The 25,218-nt window shown below is 34.2% G+C and carries 27 protein-coding genes and 2 pseudogenes; 17 read left to right on the top strand and 12 right to left on the bottom strand.

The window, feature by feature from the left end; all coding sequences use genetic code 11:
* Nucleotides 1–29 precede the first annotated feature (29 nt).
* Nucleotides 30–1,847, top strand: coding sequence for an oligoendopeptidase F (gene pepF, locus JR050_RS11400; RefSeq protein ID WP_204203618.1), 1,818 nt, complete (start codon nucleotides 30–32; stop codon nucleotides 1,845–1,847).
* A gap of 41 nt (nucleotides 1,848–1,888) precedes the next feature.
* Here the strand turns inward: pepF and JR050_RS11395 are convergent, their stop codons facing one another.
* The 5 genes and pseudogenes from JR050_RS11395 to JR050_RS11375 all read right to left on the bottom strand — a co-directional run bounded on the left by JR050_RS11395 (nucleotide 1,889) and on the right by JR050_RS11375 (nucleotide 4,981).
* Entirely contained in the window at nucleotides 1,889–2,065 is a 177-nt protein-coding gene (locus tag JR050_RS11395) for a hypothetical protein (protein WP_204203617.1), read from the bottom strand.
* A 110-nt stretch (nucleotides 2,066–2,175) separates the two neighbouring features.
* Nucleotides 2,176–3,036: pseudogene (locus tag JR050_RS11390) on the bottom strand (ClpXP adapter SpxH family protein).
* On the bottom strand, nucleotides 3,029–3,433 hold the full coding sequence (locus tag JR050_RS11385; protein ID WP_204203616.1) for a globin domain-containing protein: 405 nt from the start codon (nucleotides 3,431–3,433) through the stop codon (nucleotides 3,029–3,031). The pseudogene JR050_RS11390 and the gene JR050_RS11385 overlap by 8 nt, the downstream one beginning before the upstream one ends.
* Before the next feature lie 323 nt (nucleotides 3,434–3,756).
* The gene (locus JR050_RS11380) at nucleotides 3,757–4,389 is read right to left on the bottom strand and encodes a lytic transglycosylase domain-containing protein (protein WP_249421859.1); all 633 of its coding nucleotides are present in this window, start codon (nucleotides 4,387–4,389) and stop codon (nucleotides 3,757–3,759) included.
* A gap of 1 nt (nucleotide 4,390) precedes the next feature.
* Complete coding sequence (locus tag JR050_RS11375) at nucleotides 4,391–4,981, bottom strand: CYTH domain-containing protein (protein ID WP_204203614.1); 591 nt, start codon at nucleotides 4,979–4,981, stop codon at nucleotides 4,391–4,393.
* 168 nt (nucleotides 4,982–5,149) lie between these two features.
* On the opposite strand from JR050_RS11375, the gene JR050_RS11370 reads away from it, so the two are divergent.
* From JR050_RS11370 to JR050_RS11340, 7 genes are all read left to right on the top strand, one after another.
* Entirely contained in the window at nucleotides 5,150–5,524 is a 375-nt protein-coding gene (locus tag JR050_RS11370; RefSeq protein ID WP_204203613.1) for a UPF0738 family protein, read from the top strand.
* Between the two features lie 37 nt (nucleotides 5,525–5,561).
* Nucleotides 5,562–6,179, top strand: coding sequence for a GTP diphosphokinase (yjbM, locus tag JR050_RS11365; protein WP_204203612.1), 618 nt, complete (start codon nucleotides 5,562–5,564; stop codon nucleotides 6,177–6,179).
* A 27-nt stretch (nucleotides 6,180–6,206) separates the two neighbouring features.
* Nucleotides 6,207–7,004: an NAD kinase gene (locus JR050_RS11360; RefSeq protein ID WP_204203611.1), complete on the top strand. Its 798-nt coding sequence runs from the start codon at nucleotides 6,207–6,209 to the stop codon at nucleotides 7,002–7,004.
* Between the two features lie 50 nt (nucleotides 7,005–7,054).
* Nucleotides 7,055–7,909: an RluA family pseudouridine synthase gene (locus JR050_RS11355; protein ID WP_204203674.1), complete on the top strand. Its 855-nt coding sequence runs from the start codon at nucleotides 7,055–7,057 to the stop codon at nucleotides 7,907–7,909.
* 184 nt (nucleotides 7,910–8,093) lie between these two features.
* Nucleotides 8,094–8,576 (top strand): sigma-70 family RNA polymerase sigma factor, encoded by a 483-nt coding sequence (locus tag JR050_RS11350; protein ID WP_204203610.1) that lies wholly within the window; start codon nucleotides 8,094–8,096, stop codon nucleotides 8,574–8,576.
* Nucleotides 8,576–9,328, top strand: coding sequence for a DUF4179 domain-containing protein (locus JR050_RS11345; protein WP_204203609.1), 753 nt, complete (start codon nucleotides 8,576–8,578; stop codon nucleotides 9,326–9,328). Before JR050_RS11350 ends, JR050_RS11345 begins: the two co-directional genes overlap by 1 nt.
* Nucleotides 9,329–9,331: 3 nt before the next feature.
* Complete coding sequence (locus JR050_RS11340) at nucleotides 9,332–9,616, top strand: DUF4030 domain-containing protein (protein WP_346726745.1); 285 nt, start codon at nucleotides 9,332–9,334, stop codon at nucleotides 9,614–9,616.
* Nucleotides 9,617–9,672: 56 nt separating this feature from the next.
* Here JR050_RS11340 and prpE read toward each other — a convergent pair whose 3' ends face one another.
* Both prpE and JR050_RS11330 read right to left on the bottom strand, forming a co-directional pair.
* Nucleotides 9,673–10,413 carry a bis(5'-nucleosyl)-tetraphosphatase PrpE gene (gene prpE / locus JR050_RS11335; protein ID WP_204203607.1) on the bottom strand — a complete coding sequence of 247 codons (741 nt, stop codon included), beginning with the start codon at nucleotides 10,411–10,413 and terminating at the stop codon, nucleotides 9,673–9,675.
* 76 nt (nucleotides 10,414–10,489) lie between these two features.
* Nucleotides 10,490–11,662 carry an FtsW/RodA/SpoVE family cell cycle protein gene (locus tag JR050_RS11330; RefSeq protein WP_204203606.1) on the bottom strand — a complete coding sequence of 391 codons (1,173 nt, stop codon included), beginning with the start codon at nucleotides 11,660–11,662 and terminating at the stop codon, nucleotides 10,490–10,492.
* A 331-nt stretch (nucleotides 11,663–11,993) separates the two neighbouring features.
* On the opposite strand from JR050_RS11330, the gene JR050_RS11325 reads away from it, so the two are divergent.
* Nucleotides 11,994–13,850, top strand: a complete 1,857-nt coding sequence (locus JR050_RS11325; RefSeq protein ID WP_204203605.1) for a monovalent cation:proton antiporter family protein — start codon at nucleotides 11,994–11,996, stop codon at nucleotides 13,848–13,850.
* A 199-nt stretch (nucleotides 13,851–14,049) separates the two neighbouring features.
* Nucleotides 14,050–14,826 (top strand): enoyl-ACP reductase FabI, encoded by a 777-nt coding sequence (gene fabI / locus JR050_RS11320; protein ID WP_204203604.1) that lies wholly within the window; start codon nucleotides 14,050–14,052, stop codon nucleotides 14,824–14,826.
* 30 nt (nucleotides 14,827–14,856) lie between these two features.
* Here fabI and JR050_RS11315 read toward each other — a convergent pair whose 3' ends face one another.
* Complete coding sequence (locus JR050_RS11315) at nucleotides 14,857–15,660, bottom strand: N-acetylmuramoyl-L-alanine amidase (RefSeq protein ID WP_204203603.1); 804 nt, start codon at nucleotides 15,658–15,660, stop codon at nucleotides 14,857–14,859.
* A gap of 187 nt (nucleotides 15,661–15,847) precedes the next feature.
* On the opposite strand from JR050_RS11315, the gene JR050_RS11310 reads away from it, so the two are divergent.
* Nucleotides 15,848–16,306 carry a CotO family spore coat protein gene (locus JR050_RS11310; RefSeq protein ID WP_204203602.1) on the top strand — a complete coding sequence of 153 codons (459 nt, stop codon included), beginning with the start codon at nucleotides 15,848–15,850 and terminating at the stop codon, nucleotides 16,304–16,306.
* Between the two features lie 138 nt (nucleotides 16,307–16,444).
* Here the strand turns inward: JR050_RS11310 and JR050_RS11305 are convergent.
* A pseudogene (locus JR050_RS11305) lies at nucleotides 16,445–16,834 on the bottom strand (CotY/CotZ family spore coat protein); the annotation flags it as partial.
* A gap of 131 nt (nucleotides 16,835–16,965) precedes the next feature.
* The gene (locus JR050_RS11300) at nucleotides 16,966–17,436 is read right to left on the bottom strand and encodes a CotY/CotZ family spore coat protein (RefSeq protein WP_204203600.1); all 471 of its coding nucleotides are present in this window, start codon (nucleotides 17,434–17,436) and stop codon (nucleotides 16,966–16,968) included.
* 294 nt (nucleotides 17,437–17,730) lie between these two features.
* On the opposite strand from JR050_RS11300, the gene rfbA reads away from it, so the two are divergent.
* From rfbA to rfbD, 4 genes are read left to right on the top strand one after another with little or no spacing between them, the layout of a single operon-like run.
* On the top strand, nucleotides 17,731–18,624 hold the full coding sequence (gene rfbA, locus JR050_RS11295) for a glucose-1-phosphate thymidylyltransferase RfbA (RefSeq protein ID WP_204203599.1): 894 nt from the start codon (nucleotides 17,731–17,733) through the stop codon (nucleotides 18,622–18,624).
* Nucleotides 18,614–19,159 carry a dTDP-4-dehydrorhamnose 3,5-epimerase gene (gene rfbC, locus JR050_RS11290; protein WP_204203598.1) on the top strand — a complete coding sequence of 182 codons (546 nt, stop codon included), beginning with the start codon at nucleotides 18,614–18,616 and terminating at the stop codon, nucleotides 19,157–19,159. The genes rfbA and rfbC overlap by 11 nt, the downstream gene beginning before the upstream one ends.
* A 15-nt stretch (nucleotides 19,160–19,174) precedes the next feature.
* Entirely contained in the window at nucleotides 19,175–20,149 is a 975-nt protein-coding gene (gene rfbB, locus JR050_RS11285; protein WP_204203597.1) for a dTDP-glucose 4,6-dehydratase, read from the top strand.
* 18 nt (nucleotides 20,150–20,167) lie between these two features.
* The gene (gene rfbD, locus JR050_RS11280) at nucleotides 20,168–21,034 is read left to right on the top strand and encodes a dTDP-4-dehydrorhamnose reductase (protein ID WP_204203596.1); all 867 of its coding nucleotides are present in this window, start codon (nucleotides 20,168–20,170) and stop codon (nucleotides 21,032–21,034) included.
* Between the two features lie 97 nt (nucleotides 21,035–21,131).
* Here rfbD and JR050_RS11275 read toward each other — a convergent pair whose 3' ends face one another.
* Nucleotides 21,132–21,305 carry a hypothetical protein gene (locus tag JR050_RS11275; RefSeq protein ID WP_204203595.1) on the bottom strand — a complete coding sequence of 58 codons (174 nt, stop codon included), beginning with the start codon at nucleotides 21,303–21,305 and terminating at the stop codon, nucleotides 21,132–21,134.
* A gap of 537 nt (nucleotides 21,306–21,842) precedes the next feature.
* On the opposite strand from JR050_RS11275, the gene JR050_RS11270 reads away from it, so the two are divergent.
* Nucleotides 21,843–23,027, top strand: coding sequence for a glycosyltransferase family 2 protein (locus JR050_RS11270; protein ID WP_204203594.1), 1,185 nt, complete (start codon nucleotides 21,843–21,845; stop codon nucleotides 23,025–23,027).
* Between the two features lie 51 nt (nucleotides 23,028–23,078).
* A complete protein-coding gene (locus tag JR050_RS11265) occupies nucleotides 23,079–24,071 on the top strand; it encodes a glycosyltransferase (RefSeq protein ID WP_204203593.1) in 993 nt (330 codons plus the stop codon).
* A 118-nt stretch (nucleotides 24,072–24,189) separates the two neighbouring features.
* On the opposite strand, the gene JR050_RS11260 is transcribed toward JR050_RS11265, so the two are convergent.
* Nucleotides 24,190–25,158 carry a CgeB family protein gene (locus tag JR050_RS11260; protein ID WP_204203592.1) on the bottom strand — a complete coding sequence of 323 codons (969 nt, stop codon included), beginning with the start codon at nucleotides 25,156–25,158 and terminating at the stop codon, nucleotides 24,190–24,192.
* Nucleotides 25,159–25,218: the final 60 nt, after the last annotated feature.

Below are 25,218 nucleotides of genomic sequence, written 5' to 3'. Positions count from 1 at the left end.
ACTACTACATATATAGGGGGTCAAGTAATATGGCAGAACAAACTGCAACAAAGGCTTTGCCGACAAGAAGTGAAGTTCGCTTGGAAGACACATGGAGATTAGAAGATATTTATGTGACAGATGAAGCGTGGGAAGCTGAATTTAAAGAAGTAAAAGCATCCATTCCGAAAGCCGCTGAGTTTGAAGGGAAACTAGGTGAATCTGCTGATACGTTACTTCAACTACTTACATATCAAGATGAAGTATTGTTAAAAATGGGCAAGTTGTATACATATGCTCATATGCGTTATGACCAAGATACAACAAACTCTCATTATCAAGGGTTAAATGACCGTGCATCCAACCTTTATACTCAAATTTCTAGCGCATTAGCATACGTTGTACCAGAAATTTTGGCAATTGAAGAAGACAAGATTCAATCATTTTTAAATGAGAAGCCTGAGCTAAAAGTGTATGAGCATGCAATTGAAGAGATTACGAGAACTCGTCCTCACGTATTAACCAGCAAAGAGGAATCCCTACTTGCTCAAGCATCAGAAGTAACGAGTGCACCAAGTACGACGTTTGGGATGTTAAATAACGCTGACTTAAAGTTCCCTAGCATTAAGGATGAAAATGGGGTAGAAATTGAAATTACTCATGGCCGTTATATCCGTTTTTTAGAAAGCAGTGACGGACGTGTAAGAAAAGACGCGTTCAAAGCTGTATATGAAACATACGGAAATTATAAAAATACATTTGCAAGTACGTTAGCAGGAACAGTGAAGAAGGATAACTTTTATGCTCGTGTTCGTAACTATAAATCAGCTCGCGAAGCTGCATTAAGCAACAACAATATTCCTGAGCAAGTTTACGAAAATCTTGTAAATACTGTAAACGAATATTTACCATTATTACACCGTTATGTAGCATTACGTAAGCGAGTGCTAGGCTTGGATGAAATTCATATGTATGACCTTTATACTCCACTTGTTAAAGAAACAAAGATGGAAGTAACCTATGATGAAGCAAAAGATCATGTCTTAAACGGACTTGCGCCACTTGGCGAGGAATATCAAGATATTCTAAAGGAAGCATATGAAAATCGCTGGGTTGACGTACAAGAGAACAAAGGAAAGAGAAGCGGTGCTTATTCTTCTGGAGCATATGGAACAAATCCATATATCTTAATGAACTGGCAAAATAATGTGAACAACCTTTTCACACTGGCTCATGAGTTTGGTCACTCTGTACACAGTTATTACACTCGTAAAACACAACCATATGTATATGGGAATTACTCAATCTTCGTTGCAGAAGTAGCATCAACATGTAACGAGAACTTACTGAATGATTACCTATTAAAAACAATTGATGACGAAAAAAAACGTTTATACTTATTAAATCATTACTTAGAAGGCTTCCGTGGAACAGTATTCCGTCAAACGATGTTTGCAGAATTTGAGCATGCCATTCACTTAAAGGCTCAAGAAGGTGAAGCACTAACTCCTGATTTATTAACAAGTATGTATTATGAGTTAAATAAGAAGTACTTTGGTGATGAAATCATCATTGACGAGGAAATTGGATTAGAGTGGTCACGTATTCCACACTTCTATTACAATTACTACGTTTACCAATATGCAACTGGTTTCAGTGCTGCAACTGCTTTATCAAAGCAAATTTTAGAAGAAGGTCAACCTGCTGTCGATCGTTACATTGAGTTTTTAAAGGCTGGAAGCTCTGATTATCCAATTGAAGTATTAAAGAAGGCAGGAGTCGATATGACGTCTCCTGAGCCAATTCGTTTAGCTCTTCAAGTGTTTGAGCAAAAGCTTACAGAAATGGAACAATTGTTAGAAGGATAAGTAAAAACGTCTGGATTATTTCCAGACGTTTTTCTTTTGGATTAACCTTTAAAACCTCTAAACCGATTTCGGTTATTTAACCCAAGCATGATGACAAAAATAACGAAGAATAAGAGAGGGGTTGTTATATATAACGGTGCCAAATTCATCATTCCAAGTATTTGAAAATAAAACATTACGACAAAGGCAAGAACGGCAGCAACTACTTTCCACTTCATACTATAACCTCCAAACAATCGTATGCTTGTATCATTATATTCAGTAAAGCGATAGAACATGCGAAAGGATCTGGAAGCAATAAAAAAACGCCATAGTATGGCGTTCAACATTATTTTTCCGTATATCTCCAAAATGTTCCGTATTTTACTGGTACAAGTACAACTATTTGTTTAAAGAGAAGCTTCTTCATTTCTTTTTCTACATCTTGTATTGGCATATTATATACTACCGAAATTTCGACTGATGCAACAAATCTGTATTGTTTTAGGAACTCTTCAAGAGAAGGCAATGGTGCTGGATTAGGTTTATCACCAAGAAGCTCTTCTATTATTTTTACGTATACATCATATGGGTAGCAACCGGTGACCTTCATACCTTCATCTTCAATATTTTGGTTGAAGAATACGAGAGTAGGGATCTGGTCTACTTCCATCTCGGTTGTGATTTGGAGGTCACATTGAAGCGCTTTAGCTGCACTTTCTGAATGAATGTCTCTTTTGAATTCATCAACATCTAATCCAACACTGTTAGCACATTCAACCAAGACTGATTGATCGGAGATATTTTGTTTTTGTAAAAATAATAGCTCTTGAAGTTTACGCAAAAATCTTAAACCAACACGTCTGCCTTGAAGTTCAGCTGCCTTAATGGCAATAGAAGCAATGTATGGTGTGGAAATTGGGTTCTCAAACCATACATCTCCATCACAAGACATTCCAGAACGGCTAGCTGTTCTTTCCCAAACGGAGGCAAGATTCTCTGTGTTCGTTCTTTTTCGTAAATTCAATGTAGCTAATTTCCCACTAATAATATGTTTAATTGAAAAATAGGATCCAAATTAAAGATGTAGCTTTTTTAACACTGGCTCCAGAGCCCAACATTCAGGGCATAAAGGATCGATAAACACATAAATCTCAAGCGGTTTTTTCCCGGATTCGAGACATGCTAATTTCTCATGTTTATCAATCACGGGAAATCTCCTCCCCTAAGTCAGGAGTGTTGATCATATGTTGAGCTGTTAACACTAGTCGATGATAAAATTCATCTCTAAGGTTACCTTCTAATTCGACTTCATCCATCGCTTCTCTCATACAAGAAAGCCATGCAGCAGCACGTTTTGGTGTAATCTCAAACGGCAAATGACGAGCACGCATCATAGGATGTCCGTGTTCCTCGGTATAAACCTGAGGCCCACCTAGATACTGCGTCAAAAATTGCTTCTGCTTACGTGCAGTTTCCGTTAAATCCTTAGGGAAAATAGGGATCAAATCTGGATGTTTACTAACTTTACTATAAAATGTATCCACTAAAGAATGTAGGACGCTCTCACCCATTGCTTCAAATGGGGATGAATATCGTTCAGTCATATAAATAACTCCTTTTTTCAAGAAATACTTACTTTTTCTTGTACATAAGAGTAGTAACTACTTCAAATTCCAATGCTTGTAAATCATTTTAACAACGTTTTCATCACACTTCAAATAAAGTGACTTAACCTAGTACTAGGATCGTCAATGTACTACAACAACTCACCACAAAACACCTAACTTTAACACTTTAAAGGAGTGGGGGATAGGCCCCCACTCCTTTAAAGTGTTAAAGAGGCTTATCTTAAAAAGTCAACATGCTTATGTTGCCCTACAAAAGGAAAATCACCTAATTAAGTTTTAATTAGGTGATTTTTAGTGAGTTAAGCATTTAACTGGCTGTATGTGTTTGTAACTTTCTTTACGTAGTTTTGTGTTTCTTTGAATGGAGGGATTCCTCCGTGTTTGTCTACGTTACCAGGACCTGCGTTGTAGGCTGCAAGTGCGAGTTTAATGTTTCCGTCGTATTTGTCCAGCATTTGGCGTAAGTATTTTGTTCCGCCTTCAATGTTTTGAGCAGGATCAAATATATTCGCAACACCTAAGCCTCTAGCTGTAGAAGGCATTAGCTGCATCAGTCCGCTAGCACCTGCGTGACTCACTGCATTAGGATTAAAATTCGATTCGTTCTTAATCACTGCTTTTATTAATTTTGAATCTACCCCGAATTTGTCAGCAGCTTGCTGGATCATACTATCGATACTTCCTAATTCAATAGGAGGTAAGGATGATTTGATTTTATTTAGGTTTAAACTAGGCATGCTAGATGTAATACTTTCGGCAGCCTGAGGTAAGCTAGAAAGTAAATCTTTCGTTGAATCTAATCCATTTGATAAGAATTCTGTTAACATATTTTGAAACATATTATCTGAATTTGAAGTTTGTTCTACACCTTGTCCAGAAAAACCACGTAAAGCTTGGATTTCTAACATCATTTTCATTTGGTTAATATTCAAGTTATGATCCCTCCAGTTGTCTCTTTTTTTCATTGAAGAAGCGCTTGATTTTATTGTCAGTTTGACGAGTAGGAATGTCATGCTTCGTTAAAAACTTTTCAAACTGTATCTTACCTTCGTTGTAGTCCTTGGCTTCATACTCAAGCTCATAATCTTCTACATTCAAGTAAGAACTATGATCAAACACAAGAATTCCATTTTCATAAGGAAGTTCGACTCTGTTTGTCTCAAGCGTCCCTAAATAACGAATTTCACTTGGATTTATATTTAAATTCTTTATTATTTTATAAATGTCGCCTTTTACAAGGGGGCCACCATTTAACATATCAGCTGCTTCGCGATCAGTTAGCGTCTGATGTGTTTCAAGTAATCCTTCTGGCAAAGGCTGTTTTAATGTTAAAGTATAAGTCATTTTTTTATATCGAATACGAAGTGCAGCACCGTTATCTTTAAGAGCAAAGCTCATCGTATCAAAATAGTGATTTTGTTGTAAGACAATATCGTCTCTTTTTATGGAGTACTCTGTCAGCAAAGTTTGGTATTCATCCTTTGAGAGTAAATTTTTAAATTCAATTTCAATTTCTTGATTCATTTGTTTTATCTCCTCTCTCGGATAGAAGTCCATTCTTCCTAAAATCTACGATTCCTATTATACTATAACCTGAATTATTATAGTGTTAGTATTTATATGGTAAAATAAATTAAAGCAATTTTCACTTCAAAAAGTCAGTTTGGTTTCGTTTAAGAAGGGAGTAAAAGAATGAGTCAAAAACTATCTATACAAGAAGTTACTTGGAAAAACGAGGGACTTTACATAAAAAGTAATGATACAGAAATGGATGCAGAGCAGCTATCACCTGCAGGAAAAGTATTAGTTGATTCCAATCAATTCGCATTTATTTACATATTAGAAACTCCAGCAGAATATGTTTACTTACCATTGCCAAAAGAGCATTGGGCTGATTTGAAAAAAGTACTTGCAGAACAAGCAACGGTTACTCTGTTCCTCAATAATAGAGAAATTGTGTTAGAACATATCGTTGAAGAACTTCAATATGTAATCAGTAATATTGAAGGAAATGCAAACTATGGAGATCAAATGGTTGAGGAAGTAGAAGCTCAATTCGTTAAATAGACTGGCGAGTAAGTTAATTAACTGGTGGTGTAAGTAGATGATAGAAAACTGGGATGTGTTTTTAGCTCCATATAAGCAAGCAATCGATGAATTGAAAATTAAATTTAAAGGAATCCGAACACAATATGAAAAAAATTCCTTACATTCACCGATTGAATTTGTAACAGGTAGAGTAAAGCCAATTCCGAGCATTTTAGATAAAGCAATTCGCAAGCAAATTGACTTAGACAAAATTGGGGAAGAAATGCAAGATATTGCTGGAGTCCGCATGATGTGTCAGTTTGTTGAAGATATTAAATCAGTAGTTGAGCTGTTACGAGAGAGAAAAGATTTTGAAATTATTGAAGAACGTGATTACATTTCCCAAAACAAAGACAGTGGATACCGATCGTACCATTGTGTCATTCGTTATCCTGTTGAAACACTTCAAGGTGAGAAAAACATATTAGTAGAGATACAAATTCGAACATTATCCATGAACTTTTGGGCAACGATTGAGCATTCATTAAATTATAAATACTCAGGACAAATTCCAACCAATATTCAAGAGCGTTTAAAAAGGGCAGCAGAGGCAGCTTTCCGATTAGATGAGGAAATGTCCTTAATACGTGATGAAATACAAGAGGCACAAGCGATATTTTCGAGGAAAAAATAATGCATAAAAAAGAGGAGGGACCGTTACATGAGGTTTGCTATAACGAGTAAAGGTGACAATATATCCAATACGCTTATGTTGAAAATGAGAACGTATCTTCAAGATTTTGATTTGATTTATGATGAAGACCAACCCGATATTGTCATTTCAGTAGGTGGAGATGGTACTCTTTTATATGCTTTTCATCGATATAGTAAGCGCTTAGATAAAACAGCTTTCGTCGGTGTTCACACAGGTCATTTAGGTTTTTATGCAGACTGGGTTCCAGAAGAGGTAGAAAAGCTTGTGATTGCAATTGCGAAAACACCGTATCAAACCGTTGAATATCCACTACTAGAAGTCATTGTACGACATTTAAATGGCGGAAAAGAAGCGAGGTATTTAGCTTTAAATGAATGTACTGTGAAAGCAGTTGAGGGTTCACTCGTGATGGATGTGGAAATTCGCGGCCAGCATTTTGAGACGTTCCGTGGAGATGGCTTATGTGTCTCGACTCCAACTGGAAGTACAGCATACAACAAAGCATTAGGCGGCGCGATACTCCATCCATCGATTGAAGCCATTCAAATTGCAGAAATGGCATCCATAAACAATCGTGTATTCCGTACGGTCGGTTCTCCACTTGTTTTACCAAAACACCATACGTGTATGTTGAGACCAATTAACGATGTGGATTTCCAAATTACAATTGATCACTTAACACTTTTACATAAGGATGTAAAATCCATTCAATATCGTGTTGCGAATGAAAAAGTAAAATTTGCTCGCTTTCGAACATTCCCATTTTGGAAGAGAGTTCGTGATTCGTTTGTTGGTGACAAATAAGAAGGAGCATTCAATCGAACGTGAACGTATTTACACTACAATGGCAAATAATGAATGATGCTTCTGGAATAGTAGTTAGGGAATTTTTGAAACGACAAGAGATTTCAAAAGTAGCATTAACAGATATAAAATTTGGTGGGGGAAATATACTTGTCAATGATGTCCCTGTAACAGTCCGATATGTTTTGAAGGAGGGGGACGTACTAAAGGTCCATTTCCCTCCTGAAAAACGAAGCGGTGATCTGCTGCCAGAAAATATTCAATTATGTATTATATATGAAGATGATTATATTCTTGTAATTAATAAACCACCATTTATGTCTGTTATTCCTTCTCGTGAGCACCCAACTGGTTCGCTTGCAAATGCAATTCTCTACTATTACGAAAAAAACAATATTTCAAGTACAGTTCATATCGTAAATAGGCTGGATCGTGATACGTCTGGACTTTTGATTGTTGCGAAGCATCGATATACTCATCATTTATTTTCAAAAGTGCAAAAGGTAAGTGGAATCAAACGAAGATATGAAGCTTTTGTGCACGGAATTGTTGAAGAAGATCATAAAACCATTCATGCACCAATTGGGAGAAAAGATGACAGTATTATTGAACGAGAAGTAAGAGATGATGGACAAGTTGCGATCACTCACTTTGATGTGTTCGGAAGATATAAAGACTTATCACACGTATCCTTAAAACTAGAGACTGGGAGAACGCATCAAATTCGTGTACATATGGCGTACTTGGGACATCCCTTAATAGGTGATGATTTGTACGGCGGCTCACGTAAACTCATGAATCGTCAAGCACTACATAGTACTGAATTGTCGTTTGTTCATCCTATAACAAAAGAACATATGTATTTTGAGATTCCGTTACCTCTCGATATGAATTCTTTACTTTAACTAGCAATGATTAATCATTGCTAGTTTTTTATGTAAAATGAAACCAATATAAAAGTCAATTGGTCTAAAGGGTAGAAAGCAAGGAAGGGAGGTAGCAACATGATACAAAAGGGTACACTTACTTCATGACAAACGTGAGGCTAGTTTAGGTGAAAATGATAAGGACCAAATACTAGATGATCTAATGACGTTATATGCTGAAAAGGTGTATTTATTAGCATATTCATTTGTGAAAGATAAAGGTCTGGCTGAGGATATCGCGCAAGAAGTGTTTATTAAATGCTACCGTCATCTAGATAAGTTTCGCGGTGATGCTGAAATAAAATCTTGGATCTACCGTATCGCTGTCAATACTGCAAAGGATTTTGTCCGCAGAAAAAAATATAAAATCTTGTATTTTCAAAAAGAAGCATTAGAACATTTGATAAGAAGTGAAACTTTAGAAGATACATATGTAGAAAGATCTGAGAACAATCAGTTACTACAAAAAGTTCTCTCTCTAAAACCAAAATATCGAGAAGTGATTATTCTTCATTACTTCCATGATTTAAAAATTACGGAGATTAGTGAAGCACTAGGGGTGAATTCAAACACTGTTAAAACTCGATTAAAAAGAGGGAAGCTTGCACTTTCTGAGATGCTTAAAAATGAAAAGGAGGCGTTTTAATGGATAACGAGTTAAAGAAAGCAAAGAAGTCATACAGCGAGGACTATTATCATTCAGATATTACGACACGAATTAAAAAGGAAGTGCATCAAAGAATTGCAAACGAGAATTTCAATCAAAAGAATCATAAAAGAATGAAAGTAATCTATTGTGCTGGAGCTGCTGCAGTAGCCTTCGGTTTATTATTCGGTTCAATCTTTGTTTCACCAACCATGGCAGAGGTTGCGGCAAAAATTCCATATTTAAATCAGATTCTACATCTGAAGCCACTAAATGAGGTTATATGGGATGAACTATCAGACAAGGGTTATCAAGTTGATGGAATCGGTATTGGAATTAATGGAAAGAAGGAAATTGACATTCATGTGAAGGATGTAAATGAAGCCATACAGAAGGATGTAGAAAAAATTGTTTACAGCCAACTAAAAGCTAGAGGGTATGATGCATATACAGTTATAGTAACAGAACCCGTGCAATATGATCATAAACCAAGAGAAATGACAGAAAAAGAAAAGCTTATTGAGCAAAACATACAAACAGCAGTCACAAAACTAAAAGAGAATAACTACAATATTTTAACCTATGGATACGGTTATTCATCACCCACCGATAAAACTGTTAATTTTCAAATAGATATCCCTAAAACAGAAAAGAGAATTGAAGAATTAAAAAATACCTTCCATCAAACGTTAGAAGGGAAAGAGATTGGGAAGTATTCCATTGATGTCGTGACAATTGATTTGGAGCAATAGGAAATTGAGAATAAATGGGGTGCAGATGTGTTCCCTGTAATCATTGATGGCATGATGGGTAAAAAAGAATATGAGGTTACAGGCTTTGCCTATTCGTTCCATCCATCACCGTTACAAATCATCCTGAAAACATCTATAAAAAGTACAGACAAAGATGCAAAAGAACGTGCAGCAAAGGTAGAGCAAACAGTAGAAGAATTCCTTAAATCAGATGAACTAAAAGATGTAGTCAAAACATATCCATACAAAATTGTAGTTAGAAGCAAAGACAAGAAACAAATAAATTAATATAAACCAAAATAAAGAAAAATCGACACGGTGCTAGGCACCGTGCCGATTTTTCTTTATTTAAACGACCGAAACTTCTCCTCAACGTATTGCATCGTTGAAGGGACGGAGACAGTTTCGAGTTCTGGATAACGAAACGCTGTTAGCTTGCCCCCAAAGACGCACCCTGTGTCGATGTTGATGGTGTTTCCGATAATTCGGGGCTCCTTTACTGGTGTATGTCCATATACAATCCATCGTGAGCCAGTATAGTTTTGTGCCCAATCACGTCTGACAGGCGTACCGTCAGGGTTGGTTTCTCCGGTAATATCACCGTATAACACAAACGTTTGAACTTTTTTGTCAGTTCGGCCAATATAGTCTTCACGTATTCCTGCGTGAGCCACGATGAGTTTCCCTTCATCTAGTTGCAAGTATAAGGGTGAACTTTCATATAACCTTGTGAAACGGTTATTCACAAGATTACGTTCCTTTGGCTTGAGTGCCTGATATTCGGCAACGGTTGTTTCTAATCCGTGAGTAGTTTGAACTTTTCGTCCTAAAAAATAGCGGTATAGCTTATTGCAATGGTTGCCTGGGCAGTAGTAACCCTTCTTTTCTTCCATTACTAACTTATGGACTATATTGATTACTTTAATAGACTCCGGACCTCGATCTGTTAAATCTCCAACAAAAGCTAGAACACGTCCAGCGGGGTGAATAGGGATATCATTGTCCCACTCATATCCAAGCTTTTTTGTTAATGTGACAAACTCCTCATAACAACCGTGAATGTCTCCAATTACATCGATTTGCATGAAAATTCTCCTTCCCAAATTGCTCTCCTACTATTATGAACAATTACAAAATAAAAAAAGCAGCGGTAAGCTGCTTCTAATCAAATAAATATTTCTTTGTACGAGATCGAACATTCAAGATAATTCCTATCGCTAACATATACGTCGCAAGGGAACTACCACCATAACTAATAAAAGGAAGAGGCAAGCCGGTAATCGGTAATAACCCAATCGTCATTCCGATATTTTGAAACACTTGGAAAGTAATCATCCCGATAACTCCAGCAGAAAGGTAGCTTCCATATGGATCGTTACATTCTAGTGCGATGTGAATCATTCGATATATTAATAAGAAAAATAATGCGATCACAATACTTGCACCGATAAACCCAAATTGCTCAGCAATAATGGCGAAAATAAAATCAGTATGTGATTCAGGTAGAAATACTTCTGTTTGAAGATATCCTTTTCCGGATAATTCACCTGAGCCAATTGCTAGGAGAGATTTAATCAACTGGAACCCTTGTGCATTGGAATGCTCATAGGGAGCTAGCCAACCATAAAATCGGTTCAACTGATAGTCATCTAATAGATGCTCTTTAAAAAAGACAGGAAACGCAAAAAACGTATATACAAGTAGTGCAACCAACGATAAAAATGCAGCAGTAATTGATACTAATATTCTCCAGCGAATCCCAGATACAACTAACATGGAAGCAAAGATCGACATAAATACCATCGACATACCCATATCAGGTTGTTTCACTAAGAGCAGAAGAGGAGCAATAGTCGTTATCGATAATTTTCCTAGCAAAAACAAATCTAATTTAACAGAGCTTTCTACATATTTTTCCCGATGGTTCACAATAATTTGACTTAAAACTAATATTAAGAAAATCTTCATTAGCTCGGATGGCTGAAAATTTCCGATACCAGGCAGCTTGTACCAGCTTGTCGCACCTTTAATCGTTTGGACGAGTGAGCTCGGAAAGTTAATCTCTAATCCTACTAACAGCAAAAAGCCAAATCCGTATAAGTACCAAGCAACTTGCTTAAATCTATCATAATCAACAATCATCGTAACGGCTATTGCAACAGAGCCAACCACATACCATTGCCACTGTTGAGCTACGAAGTTAATATTCTTTAGTTTTTCTGGTAAAGTAGGTTGAGCACTTATAATTGCTACTGTACTAGCAATAGCTAATAAAAATAAAATAAACAATAAACTATAATCAATACGCTGTTGTGCGTTTTTTTCAGTATTCATGACAAATCCCTTCATTACATTCATTTTCACTAACTTCATTTTACTAATTTTTGGCTAGAATACAAATTTGGTTTACTTTTAGTAAAAATAGGGTACATACATAATTCGTCTTCATTCATTACTTTATGACAAAAAAACAACTAATTATCCAATCAGAGTGTTTTTGCGTGATATCTCTACTCATTTGTGGGATGCTAGTAATAAATGGGTACTTCATCTTATTTTGGATGAACAAGTTTACGAACAAGTACTTATCAGAAGGTTTTAAGAATAAAAGTAATAAGTCTAAGAAAAAAGTATTTTAGGACCTTTTGTAAAAGGGGGAAAATGAATGGAACATCATGGATCAGTTACTTCTTTATTAATTGTTGTATTAGTAGCTTTTCTGACACCATTATTAATGCATCGATTTAGGCTAAACTTCTTACCAGTCGTCGTTGCTGAGATTTTAATGGGTCTTATTATAGGGAAATCAGGCTTTAATTTAATCGAACCCGATATGTGGATTGAAACATTGTCTACACTTGGCTTTATATTCTTAATGTTTTTAAGTGGGTTAGAAATTGATTTTACCGCATTTGCAGGAAAGAAAAAGAAAGAAAAGTTATCAAATGGAAAGGATGCTCCAAACGCCTTTCTACTTTCTACACTCATTTTTATAGGGATTTTTGGCCTTTCTTTACTTTTATCTTATATATTTGTTTGGACAGGATTTATAGAAAATGCCTTCCTAATGACGCTAATTATATCGACGATCTCACTTGGCGTGGTTGTGCCTACACTTAAGGAAGCAAACCTTATGAAACGATCAGTTGGTCAAACGATATTACTTGTTGCTGTTATCGCTGACTTAGTAACGATGATTTTACTTGCTGTCTTTGTTTCACTGTATAGTGAAGGACAAGGAAGCATGTGGCTATTGTTAATTTTATTCGCAGCAGGTGTAGCGTTCTATTTTCTTGGAAAACGTTTCAGAAACCGTTCATTCCTGGAAACAATGTCAAAAGGAACGATACAAATTGGAACGAGAGCAGTGTTTACACTTATTATCGTATTAGTTGGTGTATCTGAATCTGTAGGAGCAGAAAATATTTTAGGAGCATTCTTAGCGGGTGTATTAGTATCCTTACTATCCCCGAATGCTGACCTTGTTCATAAGCTTGATTCATTTGGATACGGGTTTTTAATTCCGATATTCTTCGTAATGGTAGGGGTAAATCTAGATGTATGGTCATTATTTGAAGATCCAAAGGTTATTTATTTAATTCCATTATTATTAATTGCTCTTTTTATCTCGAAGATTTTCCCGGTGTACTTAATGAGATTTTGGTATGATACGAAGACTGTTCTAGCCTCAGGGTTTTTACTAACTTCCACCCTATCATTAGTCATTGCAGCTGCAACGATTGGGGAACGTATCGGTATTATAGATGCAAAAATGTCTGGAGCGTTAATTTTAGTTGCAGTCATTACGAGTATCATTACACCAATTGCGTTTAAAAAGTTGTTCCCAACCCAGGAATTTGAAGGTCCGAAAAAGAAGGTTGCATTTATCGGAGCAAATCAATATACATTACCTACAACACTTGAGCTAAATAAAAACTTATATGAAACAAGTCTTTTCCATGTCAAACAGGACAAAATTGAAAAACAAGTATCAGATTCTATTTTTTCAATCGTTGAATTAGAAAGCTACTCACTTGAGGAATTAAAGAAACATGACATCTTTAATGTAGACATTTTAGTTGTTACGACAGGTGACCAAGAGGTAAATAAAGAAATCGCGATTCATGCTAAGGAAAATGGAGTTGAGCGTGTTATCGCCCGTGCTGAGTCACCTGATGTGGATGAGGAGTTGAAAGGACATGAAGTAGAAGTGTTCTCCGTACTAACATCAACTCAAACGTTGTTACGTGCCTTGATTGAAGCGCCAAGTGTCATGAACATACTAACAAACCAAGAAACAGCGTTATATCAAATCAATATGAAAAACAGTTTATATAATGGAATTGAATTACGTAATTTCCCGTTCACAGGAGACGTTATTTTTGTTCGTATATTCAGAGGGAAAGATACTATCGTGCCTCATGGAGACACAGAGTTACTATTTGGAGACCGACTCATTGTGACTGGATCAAGAGAATATGTTGATGAGTTAAAAATGGTATTAGAATACGGAAGAGAGTAAGAAGTCATATTATATATGGCTTCTTTTTTTTGTATAGGTAGTAGATGTGAGTTTGAGAGTGATTTCTCAATAATAGTAAAAGAACGAAAAACTTCATCGCAGCTATTATTTTGTAAAGTGCTAGTCAACTTCATAATCATTATGATATACTATGACTAGGTACTAATAACAAGGTATAAAATGTAGGAGGAAGATAGATATGGGTATTTCCTTACAAGGTCGTACATATGTAGTAATGGGAGTAGCGAATAAAAGAAGTATAGCATGGGGGATTGCTCGCTCCTTACATACTGCTGGCGCTCGTCTTGTTTTCACATATGCTGGTGAAAGATTAGAGCAAAGCGTACGTGACTTAGCAGAAACGTTAGATCGAAATGATTCACTTGTATTACCATGTGATATTACAAGTGATGAAGAAATTGAAAAGTGCTTTGCATCTATAAAAGAACAAGTCGGTGTAATTCACGGAGTAGCACATTGTATCGCGTTTGCGAACAAAGAAGAACTAAACGGTGACTACATGAACACAACTCGTGATGGTTTCCTGTTAGCTCACAACATTAGCTCCTATTCGTTAACAGCCGTTTCAAAGGTTGCAAAGGATTTAATGACTGAAGGTGGAAGCATCGTTACCTTAACATACCTTGGTGGAGAGCGTGTAGTAGGAAACTACAACGTAATGGGAGTTGCAAAAGCTTCTCTTGATGCGAGTGTGAAATACTTAGCAAACGATCTTGGAAAACAAGGTATTCGTGTAAACTCAATCTCAGCAGGTCCTATCCGTACACTATCTGCAAAAGGTGTAAGTGATTTTAACTCGATTCTAAAAGAAATCGAAGAAAAAGCACCACTTCGCCGTACAACAACTCAAGAAGAAGTTGGAGACACAGCAGTATTCCTTTTCAGTGACATGTCACGCGGAATCACAGGTGAGATGATTCACGTTGATTCTGGGTATAATATTTTAGCGAACTAAAAAGAAAGCGGGATGCTCCGCTTTCTTTTTTTATATTTTTTCTGAGAGAATATACGCATCTGTTATTCCTGCATTTTTCACTACCGTTAATCGTCTTTCTGCATTTTCACGGCTTGAAAAAGCTCCTGCTTGAACACGGTACCACGTCTCGCCTGATATTATAACGGTATCAACATATGACTCGATATTTTGGGAGTTTAAAAAATCCACGCGTTGATCTGCATTTCCTCGAGATTTAAAAGAACCTGCAATGATTTTATAAACTGTATCTGTATCATTAGTCTGTTTGCGCTGTATATTAAATGATTTTTCTAACCCATTTACATGACCTTGTGCAACTCTTTGGCGCCAAGTGGGATCTTTCATCAATGCTGCATCATGAGAATTATCAATAAACCCATTTTCGCTTAACATTGCAGACATGCTTGATTCCCTTAAAACGTGAAAGTTAGCTTTCTTTTTTCCACGGTCAACAAGTTGATTCAACTTCACCACTTCTGCATGAATGATGTTTTGGTAGGTAGCCGTTGTTGAACTATCTGACAAACTACTATGGATATAATCTTCATATCCTTGTGCAGAGCCATTAAACGCATTACAATGAATGGCTAAATAAAAATCAGCTCCCCAAGCATTTGCTTCATTTGTACGCTGCTCTAAGCTTTTCGTTGTATCACCCGTCCGACTCATTAGCACATCAACATTATCATAATTGTTTAGTAAAATATTTCGAATTCTAAGAGCAATATCTAAATTTATATCCTTTTCCTTAAGTCCATTTCCTTGTGCACCAGGGTCTGTACCACCATGTCCGGGATCTAAATAAAGTTTCATTTATTTCTCCTCCTTTCAAGTAGCTTTACTACAATATACGAAGGACAAGAGTGATACGTTTGGACAATCTGGCAATTTTTTTGAATTTATGCTTTTTGTAGGAACATTTCTTTTATGAATAGGCACATAACAATGAAAGTCAGCATACTAATAGATGAATATTGAAAAGAGGCGGAGGTTGGACAAAATGATAAACAAAGAAACGGTTAAGCAACGTCCACTAATGTATATATCACAACCGAATTTTTCGGCAATTACGGCTAAGATGCAGCACGTAGTAACCAAGAAAAAAGTGTTTACTGAAGTTAAAGAGGAACCAAAAGCTGAGGTTGAAGTTTCACAAAATGAAATACCAACGGTTGAAGAAGAGGAAGTACCGCAAAAGGTTGTGGATACACCTAAAAATCGGAAATCAAGAAGAAGGAGATTTGTAGAATTAAATATAGAAGAGAAGATTAAGTTCTTTGTAAAATTACCAGCAAATGTTCCGAAGTCTACATGCCAGATTAAAACTGAATCTGAAACATATAGAGGAAAAGTTATTGGATTTAATGAAGGAATTGTATTAATTAATACAGTATCAGAGCCTTATGAAGTTCAACTATCACTTCAAGAGATTAAAGATATTTCAATTATTGGATTATAAAAAGAATCGGGAAAACCCGATTCTTTTCTAATGGCGATGACCTCTTCTTTTACGACCATGACTATGATCTTCTACTTGTTCCTCATCCTCTTCCTCTTCCTCATCTTCAACACCTGCTACGACTGTTGGTGTAGGAAAAGAGTTTACTACTAATCTTGGATCTAAACATTGAATAGCACAAAAGCAGCCTAAGTCTACTTCAATACAAAAAGCTGTTTTAACTAAGTTATTTACGCCACAAATGTCGCTGCAATCTGGCATTAATAATGAAAGAGTTGCGCAACAATCATCAATGTTTTCTACACGGAAGAAAGGTGTTTTGAAACAATCTTCATTACCAATGTTTCCGAATGCCTTAAAAGGTTCACCCTTCTTTGTATAAAGAATGAATGGGATTGTATCACCTAAAAAGTTTGAAGGTGACAACAAGTTACTAAAACAGCTTGTAGGACATTGATCTTCAACAGCCTCTTGCAAATCATGAATATTTTGTACAGCATCGCATACACAATTCAATTCTTTACTCATCTTTTTGCCTCCTATTTTTATAGACTCATAACATCTTATAGGAGGACTAGATTTATTGTGTTAAGGTCTAATACCCATTTTTTAAAATGAAAGAAAGGGACAATAACTGTCCCTTTCAATCTGTAAAGCTATTAACGGTGTTTTCTTTTGTGTCTGCCAGCTCCGCTTAACACACTTTCTACTAAATCTGGGCTTAAACATTGGATAGCACAGAAGCAGTCTAAGTCAACTTCGATACAGAATCCAGTTCTTTCAAGTTCTTCAGTTCTGCAGATGATTTCTTCAATATCAGAAGTACAGTCATTAACGCCTCCACCATTTAAGTCCGGCTCAAGTAGTTCAAGTGTTGCACAGCAACCATCAAGGTTTGAGACACGGAAGAAAGGTGTTCTAAAGCTGTCTCCACCAATACCACCAAATGCACTGAATGGCTTACCCTTTTTAGTGTAAAGGATAAAAGGAATTGTATCTCTTCCAGGTGCAACTGTAGGTGCTAAAAGGTTTGTATAACAACTTGTAGGACATTGATCTTCAACAGCTTCTTGTTGGTCTAGGATGTTTTGAACTGCATCACATACACAGTTATTGTTTGAACAACTCATGAATATTTCACTCCTTAAAATTTTTGTTTTGACTTTTTATCGTCAATATAGAATATGTCTTATTAGGAGTTTGGTATGGGCGAGTTGCCTTTATGGGGGAAAAATGGGCAAGCGTTTGTTTTGAAAAAATTCTATATTATATTGAGAAAAATTTAAGAGCAGTACTCTTCTACTTAATTTTAGATGCACTTGTTACTCAAGATTTTATTCCTCAATACCCAAACACTGGTAATTCGTTCACATATAATACCTAAAGAAAAATAGGTTATTTCATTTTTGGGAAGGAGGATTAATGTGAAAGGAATTATTTTAGCAGGGGGGAGTGGGACGAGATTGTATCCATTAACAAAATCTATCTCCAAGCATTTACTACCTATTTTTGATAAACCAATGATCTACTACCCTCTCTCAACACTGTTGTATGCAGGTATAAAAGAGATATTGATTATCTCAACTCCCCGTGACACTCCCCGATATAAAGAGCTGTTAGGTGATGGATCTAGTTTAGGAATATCTATCTCATATGAAATTCAATTTGCCCCTGAAGGTATTGCACAAGCAGTCTTAATTGGTGAGCATTTTATAGGTGATGATGATGTGGCATTAATATTAGGTGACAATATTTTTTATGGGTTTGAAATTCAAAACATTCTATTGGATGCAGTGAAAAATAATATTGGATCAACAGTTTTTGGCTATCAAGTAGATGATCCAGAACGATTTGGTGTCATTGAATTTAATAAAGAAGGAAAGGTAATTTCTATTGAAGAGAAGCCTTCATCACCTAAAACCAATTATGCTGTAACAGGCTTGTATTTGTATGATAATCGAGTGATTGAATTTGCCAAAGAAATTATTCCCTCTAATCGAGGAGAATTAGAAATAACAGATATTAATAACAAATATTTAGAGTGTGAAGAGTTAAACATGAAACTGCTCGGAGAAGGAATCGCTTGGATAGATACAGGAACCCACAACTCACTTTTAAAAGCATCTCAGTTTATTAAATCTGTAGAAGAACATCAAAATATAAAGATTGCATGTATAGAAGAAATTGTATTTAAGAAGGGTTATATATCAAGTCAACAGTTATATAACCTTGCAAAGCCTTTAATGAAAAATGAGTATGGTAAATACCTGATTAAGATTGCAAAAGCTTCACTAACTGAGGTGGGAGATGAAGATTAACGAAACGAAGTTTAAAGGTGTATATATATTAGAACCATTGGTTAAGTTTGATGGTCGAGGTTTTTTTATGGAGAGCTATAATAAGAGATTACTAGAACAAAATGGAATACATTATGATTTTGTTCAAGATAATCATTCCTTATCTAAGGAACCTGGAGTTGTCAGAGGGCTACATTATCAATTACATCCAATGGCTCAAACTAAATTAGTACGCGTATGTACAGGTGCTATTTATGATGTGGTTGTTGATATTCGACCGAACTCTAATACGTTTGGGGATTGGTTCGGTATTATTTTAAGTGAGGAGAATAAAAAACAGTTATTAATCCCACCTGGATTTGCTCATGGTTTTTGTACTCTAGTTCCGGATACACATTTATTATACAAGGTTGACCAGTTCTATGATTCGAAGCTCGATCGGGGAATTCTGTGGAATGATCCTAATATTGGTATTGAATGGCCAATTTCTAATCCAATATTATCAATCAAAGATCAACAATTACCTTTGTTGAAGCATTCAGAATTAAACTTTTAGGGGGAGGTGCATTAAGTGAAGGTATTAATAACCGGTGGAGCAGGATTTATTGGAAGTAATTTTATTTACTATATGCTTAAAAACTATCAAGATATTTACATTGTAAATTTAGATTTATTAACTTATGCAGGTAATCTGGATAACTTAAGTAGGATTAAAGATTATAAGAATTATACTTTTATAAAAGGGGACATCGTAAATAATGAACTCGTTGAGTATATTATTAAATCCTATGGTATTGATATAATTGTAAACTTTGCAGCAGAATCCCATGTAGATAAGAGTATCAAACATTCAGATCAATTTATAAGAACAAATGTATTAGGAACATTATCGTTATTAAATGTTGCCAAAGAAAATAATATTAAGAAATTCATACAAGTATCAACTGATGAAGTGTATGGCTCACTTGGTAAAATAGGATATTTTACGGAGCAAACACCTTTAGCACCAAATAGTCCTTATTCTGCAAGTAAAGCAAGTGCTGATCTAATAGTTCGTTCATATCATGAAACATTTGGATTGCATGTGAATATTACAAGATGTTCTAATAACTATGGTCCATTTCAGTTTCCCGAAAAACTTATTCCCCTTATGATTACTAATGCAATAGAAGGTAAATTGTTACCGGTCTACGGAGACGGCAAAAATATCCGAGACTGGCTGCATGTTGAAGATCACTGTTCAGCTATAGATTTGGTCCTTCAAAAAGGAAAACCAGGTGAAGTATATAATATTGGTGGTAACAATGAGAGAACGAATATTGAAGTTGTAGAAAAAATAGTAGATGAGCTTGGAGTTTCAAGGAATATGATTTCATTCGTGGACGATAGGCTAGGTCATGACTTTCGATATGCTATAGATTCTGAGAAGATTCGTACTAAATTAGGATGGAAGGGCAAATATTCGTTTGATAGTGGATTAGAAGAAACGATAAATTGGTATAAATCTAATCAAAAATGGTGGAAGTCATTAAAAATAAAACAATAACTTAATAGATTTTATAGAATGGAGGGAAACATTATAAAAAAGGTGCTTGTCACTGGAGCTAAAGGGCAACTAGGGTCAGAATTGGTTTTAGTGTTGAAAGAGTTTGGATATACTGTGTTTAGTTTCGGAAGAGATCAATTGGACATAACAAACGAGGTGGAGGTCTTCAACCAAGTCACCAAAGTAAATCCCAATATTATTATTCACTGTGCAGCATTTACTGATGTGGATGGTGCTGAAAGTAATCCTGACTTGTCATTTTTAGTTAATGGTATAGGTACTCGTAATATAGCAATAGCAGCCGAAAGTATTCAAGCAAAACTAGTTTATATAAGCACTGATTATGTTTTTAATGGAAAAAGTAATACACCATATAATGAATACTCAAAGACAGATCCTATTAATATATATGGACTATCCAAACTAGCTGGGGAATGCTTTGTTCGTGATTTTCATTCAAAATACTTTATCATAAGAACATCATGGGTGTTTGGTACCAATGGAAAGAACTTTATAAAAACAATGATTGAATTATCAAAGCAACAGAGTCAACTTATGGTGGTAAAAGATCAAATTGGCTGTCCAACTTATACTCTTGATTTAGCAAAGTCCGTTATTGAAATTATGGAGTCTTCAAAATATGGAACTTACCATGTCTCAAATTCAGGAAGTTGTTCTTGGTATGAACTAGCAAATGAGTTATTTAATCAATTAAGTATCAACATTGAATTAAAATCTTGTGGAACAAAAGAATTTCCTAGAATTGCTAATCGTCCAAAATATTCAGTTATGGATCATTTGAATTTACGAATAAATGAGTTTAAATTATTGCCTCACTGGAGAGATGCGTTAAAAGATTTTTTAAAAAGAAATGTATATAAATAACAACTATAACTCTTAATAAAATGCAAAATAAAAGTGCAGAGCTTTGAAATGATAAATGCAAAGTCCTGCACCTGATACTTGGACTAGAGTCAATATTTTAGACACAAGTCTGGTAATTTTTCGTTAGTTCATTGGCCGTAACCGTTGAATCATCCTTCGTTGGAATAGGGGTGAAATTCTTTACACATGCATAAATCATCACTTCAGATACGCCATATTCCCTTCTTAAATCCTTGGCTGAGATGCCAGTAAGATAGAGGTCTACAATCATTTCTTAAAGTCTTCATTATATTTTTTACCTGTATTTTGTTCCCCACTCGGATACAATCTCTCATTTATCATTCTAGTCAAATTGTATAGAACTTAACTAAGTTGTGAATATAAAACTATCCTAGTATTTTACAACTTTTGTTTTATAGATTATTAGAAGTGTAGTTTGGTTCTTTGATATATAAAAAGGTAATATTTGAGTTGAGGAATAATATAGAAAATTTATCATTCTTTATTGTAATAGTACCAATTTATAAAAAAAATAATATTATATAAAATAATGAATTTTATGAAAGTAGAAGCAATACTACCAATTTTTAATTAACTAACCTTTTTCATTCTCGATACCAATTAGTTTGTTTAATTTCGTATGAGAACAATGGAGGACTTTGATTTTTCTTTTAGTATAAAGCAATTATTAAGATAAATTAAAATTACTAATTTAGTAGCCAATTATTTATTTATTCATCAGTTTCTAATAAAGAAAAAAATAATACTAAGAAAATTAATTCAATCGTACTGAATAGGAGAGAATGTAATGCCTAAAGTTAGTGTAATTATTCCTTGTTTTAATTATGGTAAATACATTGATCAAGCGGTTAAGTCTGTTTTAAATCAAACATTTCAAGATTTTGAAATTATTATCATAAATGATGGCTCTACAGATAAATATACAAATATTCTTCTTAAGCAATATAAGAAACCGAAAACCAGGGTAATATTTACTGAAAATCAGGGTCCTTCAATAGCTAGAAATATCGGTATAAGAGAAGCAAAGGGGAAGTATATTTTACCACTAGATGCAGATGACAAAATTGGAAGAACATATCTTGAAAAGGCAGTAGACTTACTTGAAAATAATAAAAATTTAGGAATTGTTTACTGTGAGGCTGAATTTTTTGGAAGTAGAAGAGGGAAATGGGATTTACCAGAGTATTCTTTTGAAACAATAATATTGGACAATGTAATCTTTAATTCAGCTTTTTTCAGGAAGAAAGATTGGGAAAAAGTTGGAGGCTATAATTCTAATATGATACACGGGATGGAGGATTATGATTTTTGGCTTTCTTTAATTGAATTAGGAGTTTCTGTTTATAGAATTCCGGAAGTATTATTTTTTTACAGAATAAAAGCAAAATCTCGATCTACTAATTTAGTAAATCATAATACAGAAATGTTTGAACAGATATTCCGAAATCATCAAAATCTTTTTATAAAAAATATCAGAATTTTAATTGAAAATAGAGTATCACCTAAGCAAAGTGCTCAAATCTTTGTTGATACAGGAAATGGTTTTAATGATAAAGAACGTATTGTACTCAATAGCTTTAACCACTTTATGAGTAATTTTGAGTTGAATTTTGACCTTTCTAAATTTAATCGTATTTTAGGTGTTAGATTTGATCCGGTTGAAGGGAAATGGTGTAGAGTAAGGATAAACGAAATCATTTATGAAGAAAATGATGGGAAGATTTTATCAGCTGATATTAACCAAGTGAATTCAAATGGAATAAAACAAAAAAACAATTATACATTATTTCATACTTCCGACCCTATGTTCTTCATACCAATTAAAGGAAATATTAAAAGTGTTTATATAAGCGGTAACATTGAGTTAATTGATTACTATTATATTGACAAAATTTTGTCTCATAAAGATGAAGTTATTAATCAGCAAGCTACTCTTATTGAAAAGTATAAATCATCATTCGGTCCATTATAGATTAAGGTATATTTTTTAACCTAATAATATCAATTTGTAAGGAGGAAAAAAATGATAATATGTACTTCCATTTGTGCAAATTACCTTCCAAAGGCAATGGCTTTGGCAGAGTCTGTTAAAAAAGTTGATTCTAGAATAAAGTTCCTTGTTTGTTTGACTGAAAGAGAAGTTCATCAAGTGGCTGAGAATTTTAAGTCCTTTGATTATATCGTACTTTCTAAAGATATTGGTTTTTCAAACTTTGACCAATTTATATTTAAACATACAATTGTAGAAGCATCTACAGCTGTTAAAGGTCAATTATTTAGATATATGTTAGATAATTTTTTAGATGAGGATAAATTTGTTTACTTAGATCCAGATATTATAGTTTATTCGGAGTTTAGCGAACTAAATGAGGTATTAGAAAGAGAGTCTATTGTTTTGACTCCCCATATGTTAAAACCAGGAAATATAGATATGGAGATAAGTAGCTTGAAGCACGGAGCATTTAATTTGGGGTTTCTTGCTATAAAGAGGTCCGAGGAAGCAAATAGATTTATAAATTGGTGGGCAGAAAGATTATTTTTCTATTGTTATGATGATATACCTGCTGGATTATTTACGGACCAGAAGTGGATTAATCTTGCACCAGGCTTTTTTAATATATATATTTTAAAACATTTTGGTTACAACTATGCTACATGGTCTCTCTTAACTAGAAATCTTACAAAAGAGGGTGAGAACTACATGGTAGAAGGCCAAACTTTGCGATTTATACATTATTCAGGTATTGATTCTGGATCAATTAACTGGGCGATAAATGAATGGTTAGGAGAAAATAATACGAGTCCATTTATACAACTTTATAATGATTATAAGAAAACCTTAAAAAATTTCGGCCAATCTATTTTAGGGAAAATTCCATGGTCATATGGATATTATAATTCTGGAGAATTTATTGAAAAAGAGGTAAGAGAGATGTATAAAAGAGGGCTGTATTGGGAATTAGAACACCCATATGACTTGTCAAATGAAATAATAAAAAACATGAATGCTAACTAGAGATTCAATTAATACAAATAAAAAGTTGTACATTTATAATTGTACAACTTTTATTTGTTTTTATATTTAAAGATGTAATTATTAAATTCAATGTATGATACATATCTATAAATTGATCTTAATTTTCACAAATACACTTAATTAAATAAGTCAATCGGTGCTCAAAAGTGTGTTCATTTAATACTCTTTCTCGTGCATTATTACTATAATTATCTCGTAATTCTTCATTTTCCAAATAGAAATCTATTAGATGTAAACATTCCTTATTATCTGTAAAGGGGATGATTTCATTATTCCTATTAAAATGAAAACCAAGGTCTTGTTTATAAGAAATTAATTGAAATCCACCATTAGCTGCGATATCGAATGTACGATTATTTATACTTTTATTTTCAATTCCTAAAGAATTTTTATTCTTTGAAAATTGATGGGAGCGATGACTATTTATAATAATTTTCGAATAATTAAATATTTCTCTTACTTTTTCTGGTTCAAGCCATTTGTTTATAATTTTTATATTTGATTTTAGCTTCTGTTTAGTTAAATATCTTTTCCAAGTTGGACCAACTAATATAATTGTGAAGGTAGTATTGTCAAGAATTTGATTAACAATATCAACTCTTTCAGGGTAAGGATAACCAACAATACATATATCATAAACTTTGTCAGCTGATTGTATAGGGAAATATAATGATGGATCAGTACCTAAAGGCAAATGATAAATATTTTTAAGAGGGTAATTTCTTTTATAGAACTCATAAGCTCCTAAATCAATTGTAAAAATATAATTTATATCTTCAATAAGCTTTATAGAAGAATCAATATAAAATGGATCCTCAGTTAACCATAATCCAAATTTAATATTTAATTGTTGTAAAAATTTAATCAGTTCCTTATCTAGATTATATCCAACAATAGATACAGCAAGATCTGGTTGAAAATGTTTAATTATTTCAATATTTTGGTTTGATAGTTCTGGTGAAATTGAAATCCAAGAATGCCTAGATAGTTCAAGAGCATTCTTAATAGATTTCTCAAGATATGGATAAATACCTTTATAACCAGAAATGATCAATAGAATCCTCATAAAAAATCTCCTAAAAAAATATTTTTTGTCTTATGTAAATAAAGTAATTTACCTTTTTGA

The organism is Bacillus suaedaesalsae (assembly GCF_016890225.1).
GTDB classification, from domain to species: Bacteria; Bacillota; Bacilli; order Bacillales; family SA4; genus Bacillus_BS; species Bacillus_BS suaedaesalsae.
This window is presented reverse-complemented; position numbering and strand designations above follow the sequence as displayed.

Coding starts and splice junctions, on each gene's coding strand:
- pepF (WP_204203618.1), top strand. CDS start 30: ATGGCAGAACAAACTGCAACAAAGGCTTTGCCGACAAGAAGTGAAGTT.
- JR050_RS11395 (WP_204203617.1), bottom strand. CDS start 2,065: ATGAAGTGGAAAGTAGTTGCTGCCGTTCTTGCCTTTGTCGTAATGTTT.
- JR050_RS11385 (WP_204203616.1), bottom strand. CDS start 3,433: ATGACTGAACGATATTCATCCCCATTTGAAGCAATGGGTGAGAGCGTC.
- JR050_RS11375 (WP_204203614.1), bottom strand. CDS start 4,981: ATGAATCAAGAAATTGAAATTGAATTTAAAAATTTACTCTCAAAGGAT.
- JR050_RS11370 (WP_204203613.1), top strand. CDS start 5,150: ATGAGTCAAAAACTATCTATACAAGAAGTTACTTGGAAAAACGAGGGA.
- yjbM (WP_204203612.1), top strand. CDS start 5,562: ATGATAGAAAACTGGGATGTGTTTTTAGCTCCATATAAGCAAGCAATC.
- JR050_RS11360 (WP_204203611.1), top strand. CDS start 6,207: ATGAGGTTTGCTATAACGAGTAAAGGTGACAATATATCCAATACGCTT.
- JR050_RS11355 (WP_204203674.1), top strand. CDS start 7,055: ATGAATGATGCTTCTGGAATAGTAGTTAGGGAATTTTTGAAACGACAA.
- JR050_RS11350 (WP_204203610.1), top strand. CDS start 8,094: ATGACGTTATATGCTGAAAAGGTGTATTTATTAGCATATTCATTTGTG.
- JR050_RS11345 (WP_204203609.1), top strand. CDS start 8,576: ATGGATAACGAGTTAAAGAAAGCAAAGAAGTCATACAGCGAGGACTAT.
- prpE (WP_204203607.1), bottom strand. CDS start 10,413: ATGCAAATCGATGTAATTGGAGACATTCACGGTTGTTATGAGGAGTTT.
- JR050_RS11330 (WP_204203606.1), bottom strand. CDS start 11,662: ATGAATACTGAAAAAAACGCACAACAGCGTATTGATTATAGTTTATTG.
- JR050_RS11325 (WP_204203605.1), top strand. CDS start 11,994: ATGGAACATCATGGATCAGTTACTTCTTTATTAATTGTTGTATTAGTA.
- fabI (WP_204203604.1), top strand. CDS start 14,050: ATGGGTATTTCCTTACAAGGTCGTACATATGTAGTAATGGGAGTAGCG.
- JR050_RS11315 (WP_204203603.1), bottom strand. CDS start 15,660: ATGAAACTTTATTTAGATCCCGGACATGGTGGTACAGACCCTGGTGCA.
- JR050_RS11310 (WP_204203602.1), top strand. CDS start 15,848: ATGATAAACAAAGAAACGGTTAAGCAACGTCCACTAATGTATATATCA.
- JR050_RS11300 (WP_204203600.1), bottom strand. CDS start 17,436: ATGAGTTGTTCAAACAATAACTGTGTATGTGATGCAGTTCAAAACATC.
- rfbC (WP_204203598.1), top strand. CDS start 18,614: ATGAAGATTAACGAAACGAAGTTTAAAGGTGTATATATATTAGAACCA.
- rfbD (WP_204203596.1), top strand. CDS start 20,168: ATGGAGGGAAACATTATAAAAAAGGTGCTTGTCACTGGAGCTAAAGGG.
- JR050_RS11275 (WP_204203595.1), bottom strand. CDS start 21,305: ATGATTGTAGACCTCTATCTTACTGGCATCTCAGCCAAGGATTTAAGA.
- JR050_RS11270 (WP_204203594.1), top strand. CDS start 21,843: ATGCCTAAAGTTAGTGTAATTATTCCTTGTTTTAATTATGGTAAATAC.
- JR050_RS11265 (WP_204203593.1), top strand. CDS start 23,079: ATGATAATATGTACTTCCATTTGTGCAAATTACCTTCCAAAGGCAATG.
- JR050_RS11260 (WP_204203592.1), bottom strand. CDS start 25,158: ATGAGGATTCTATTGATCATTTCTGGTTATAAAGGTATTTATCCATAT.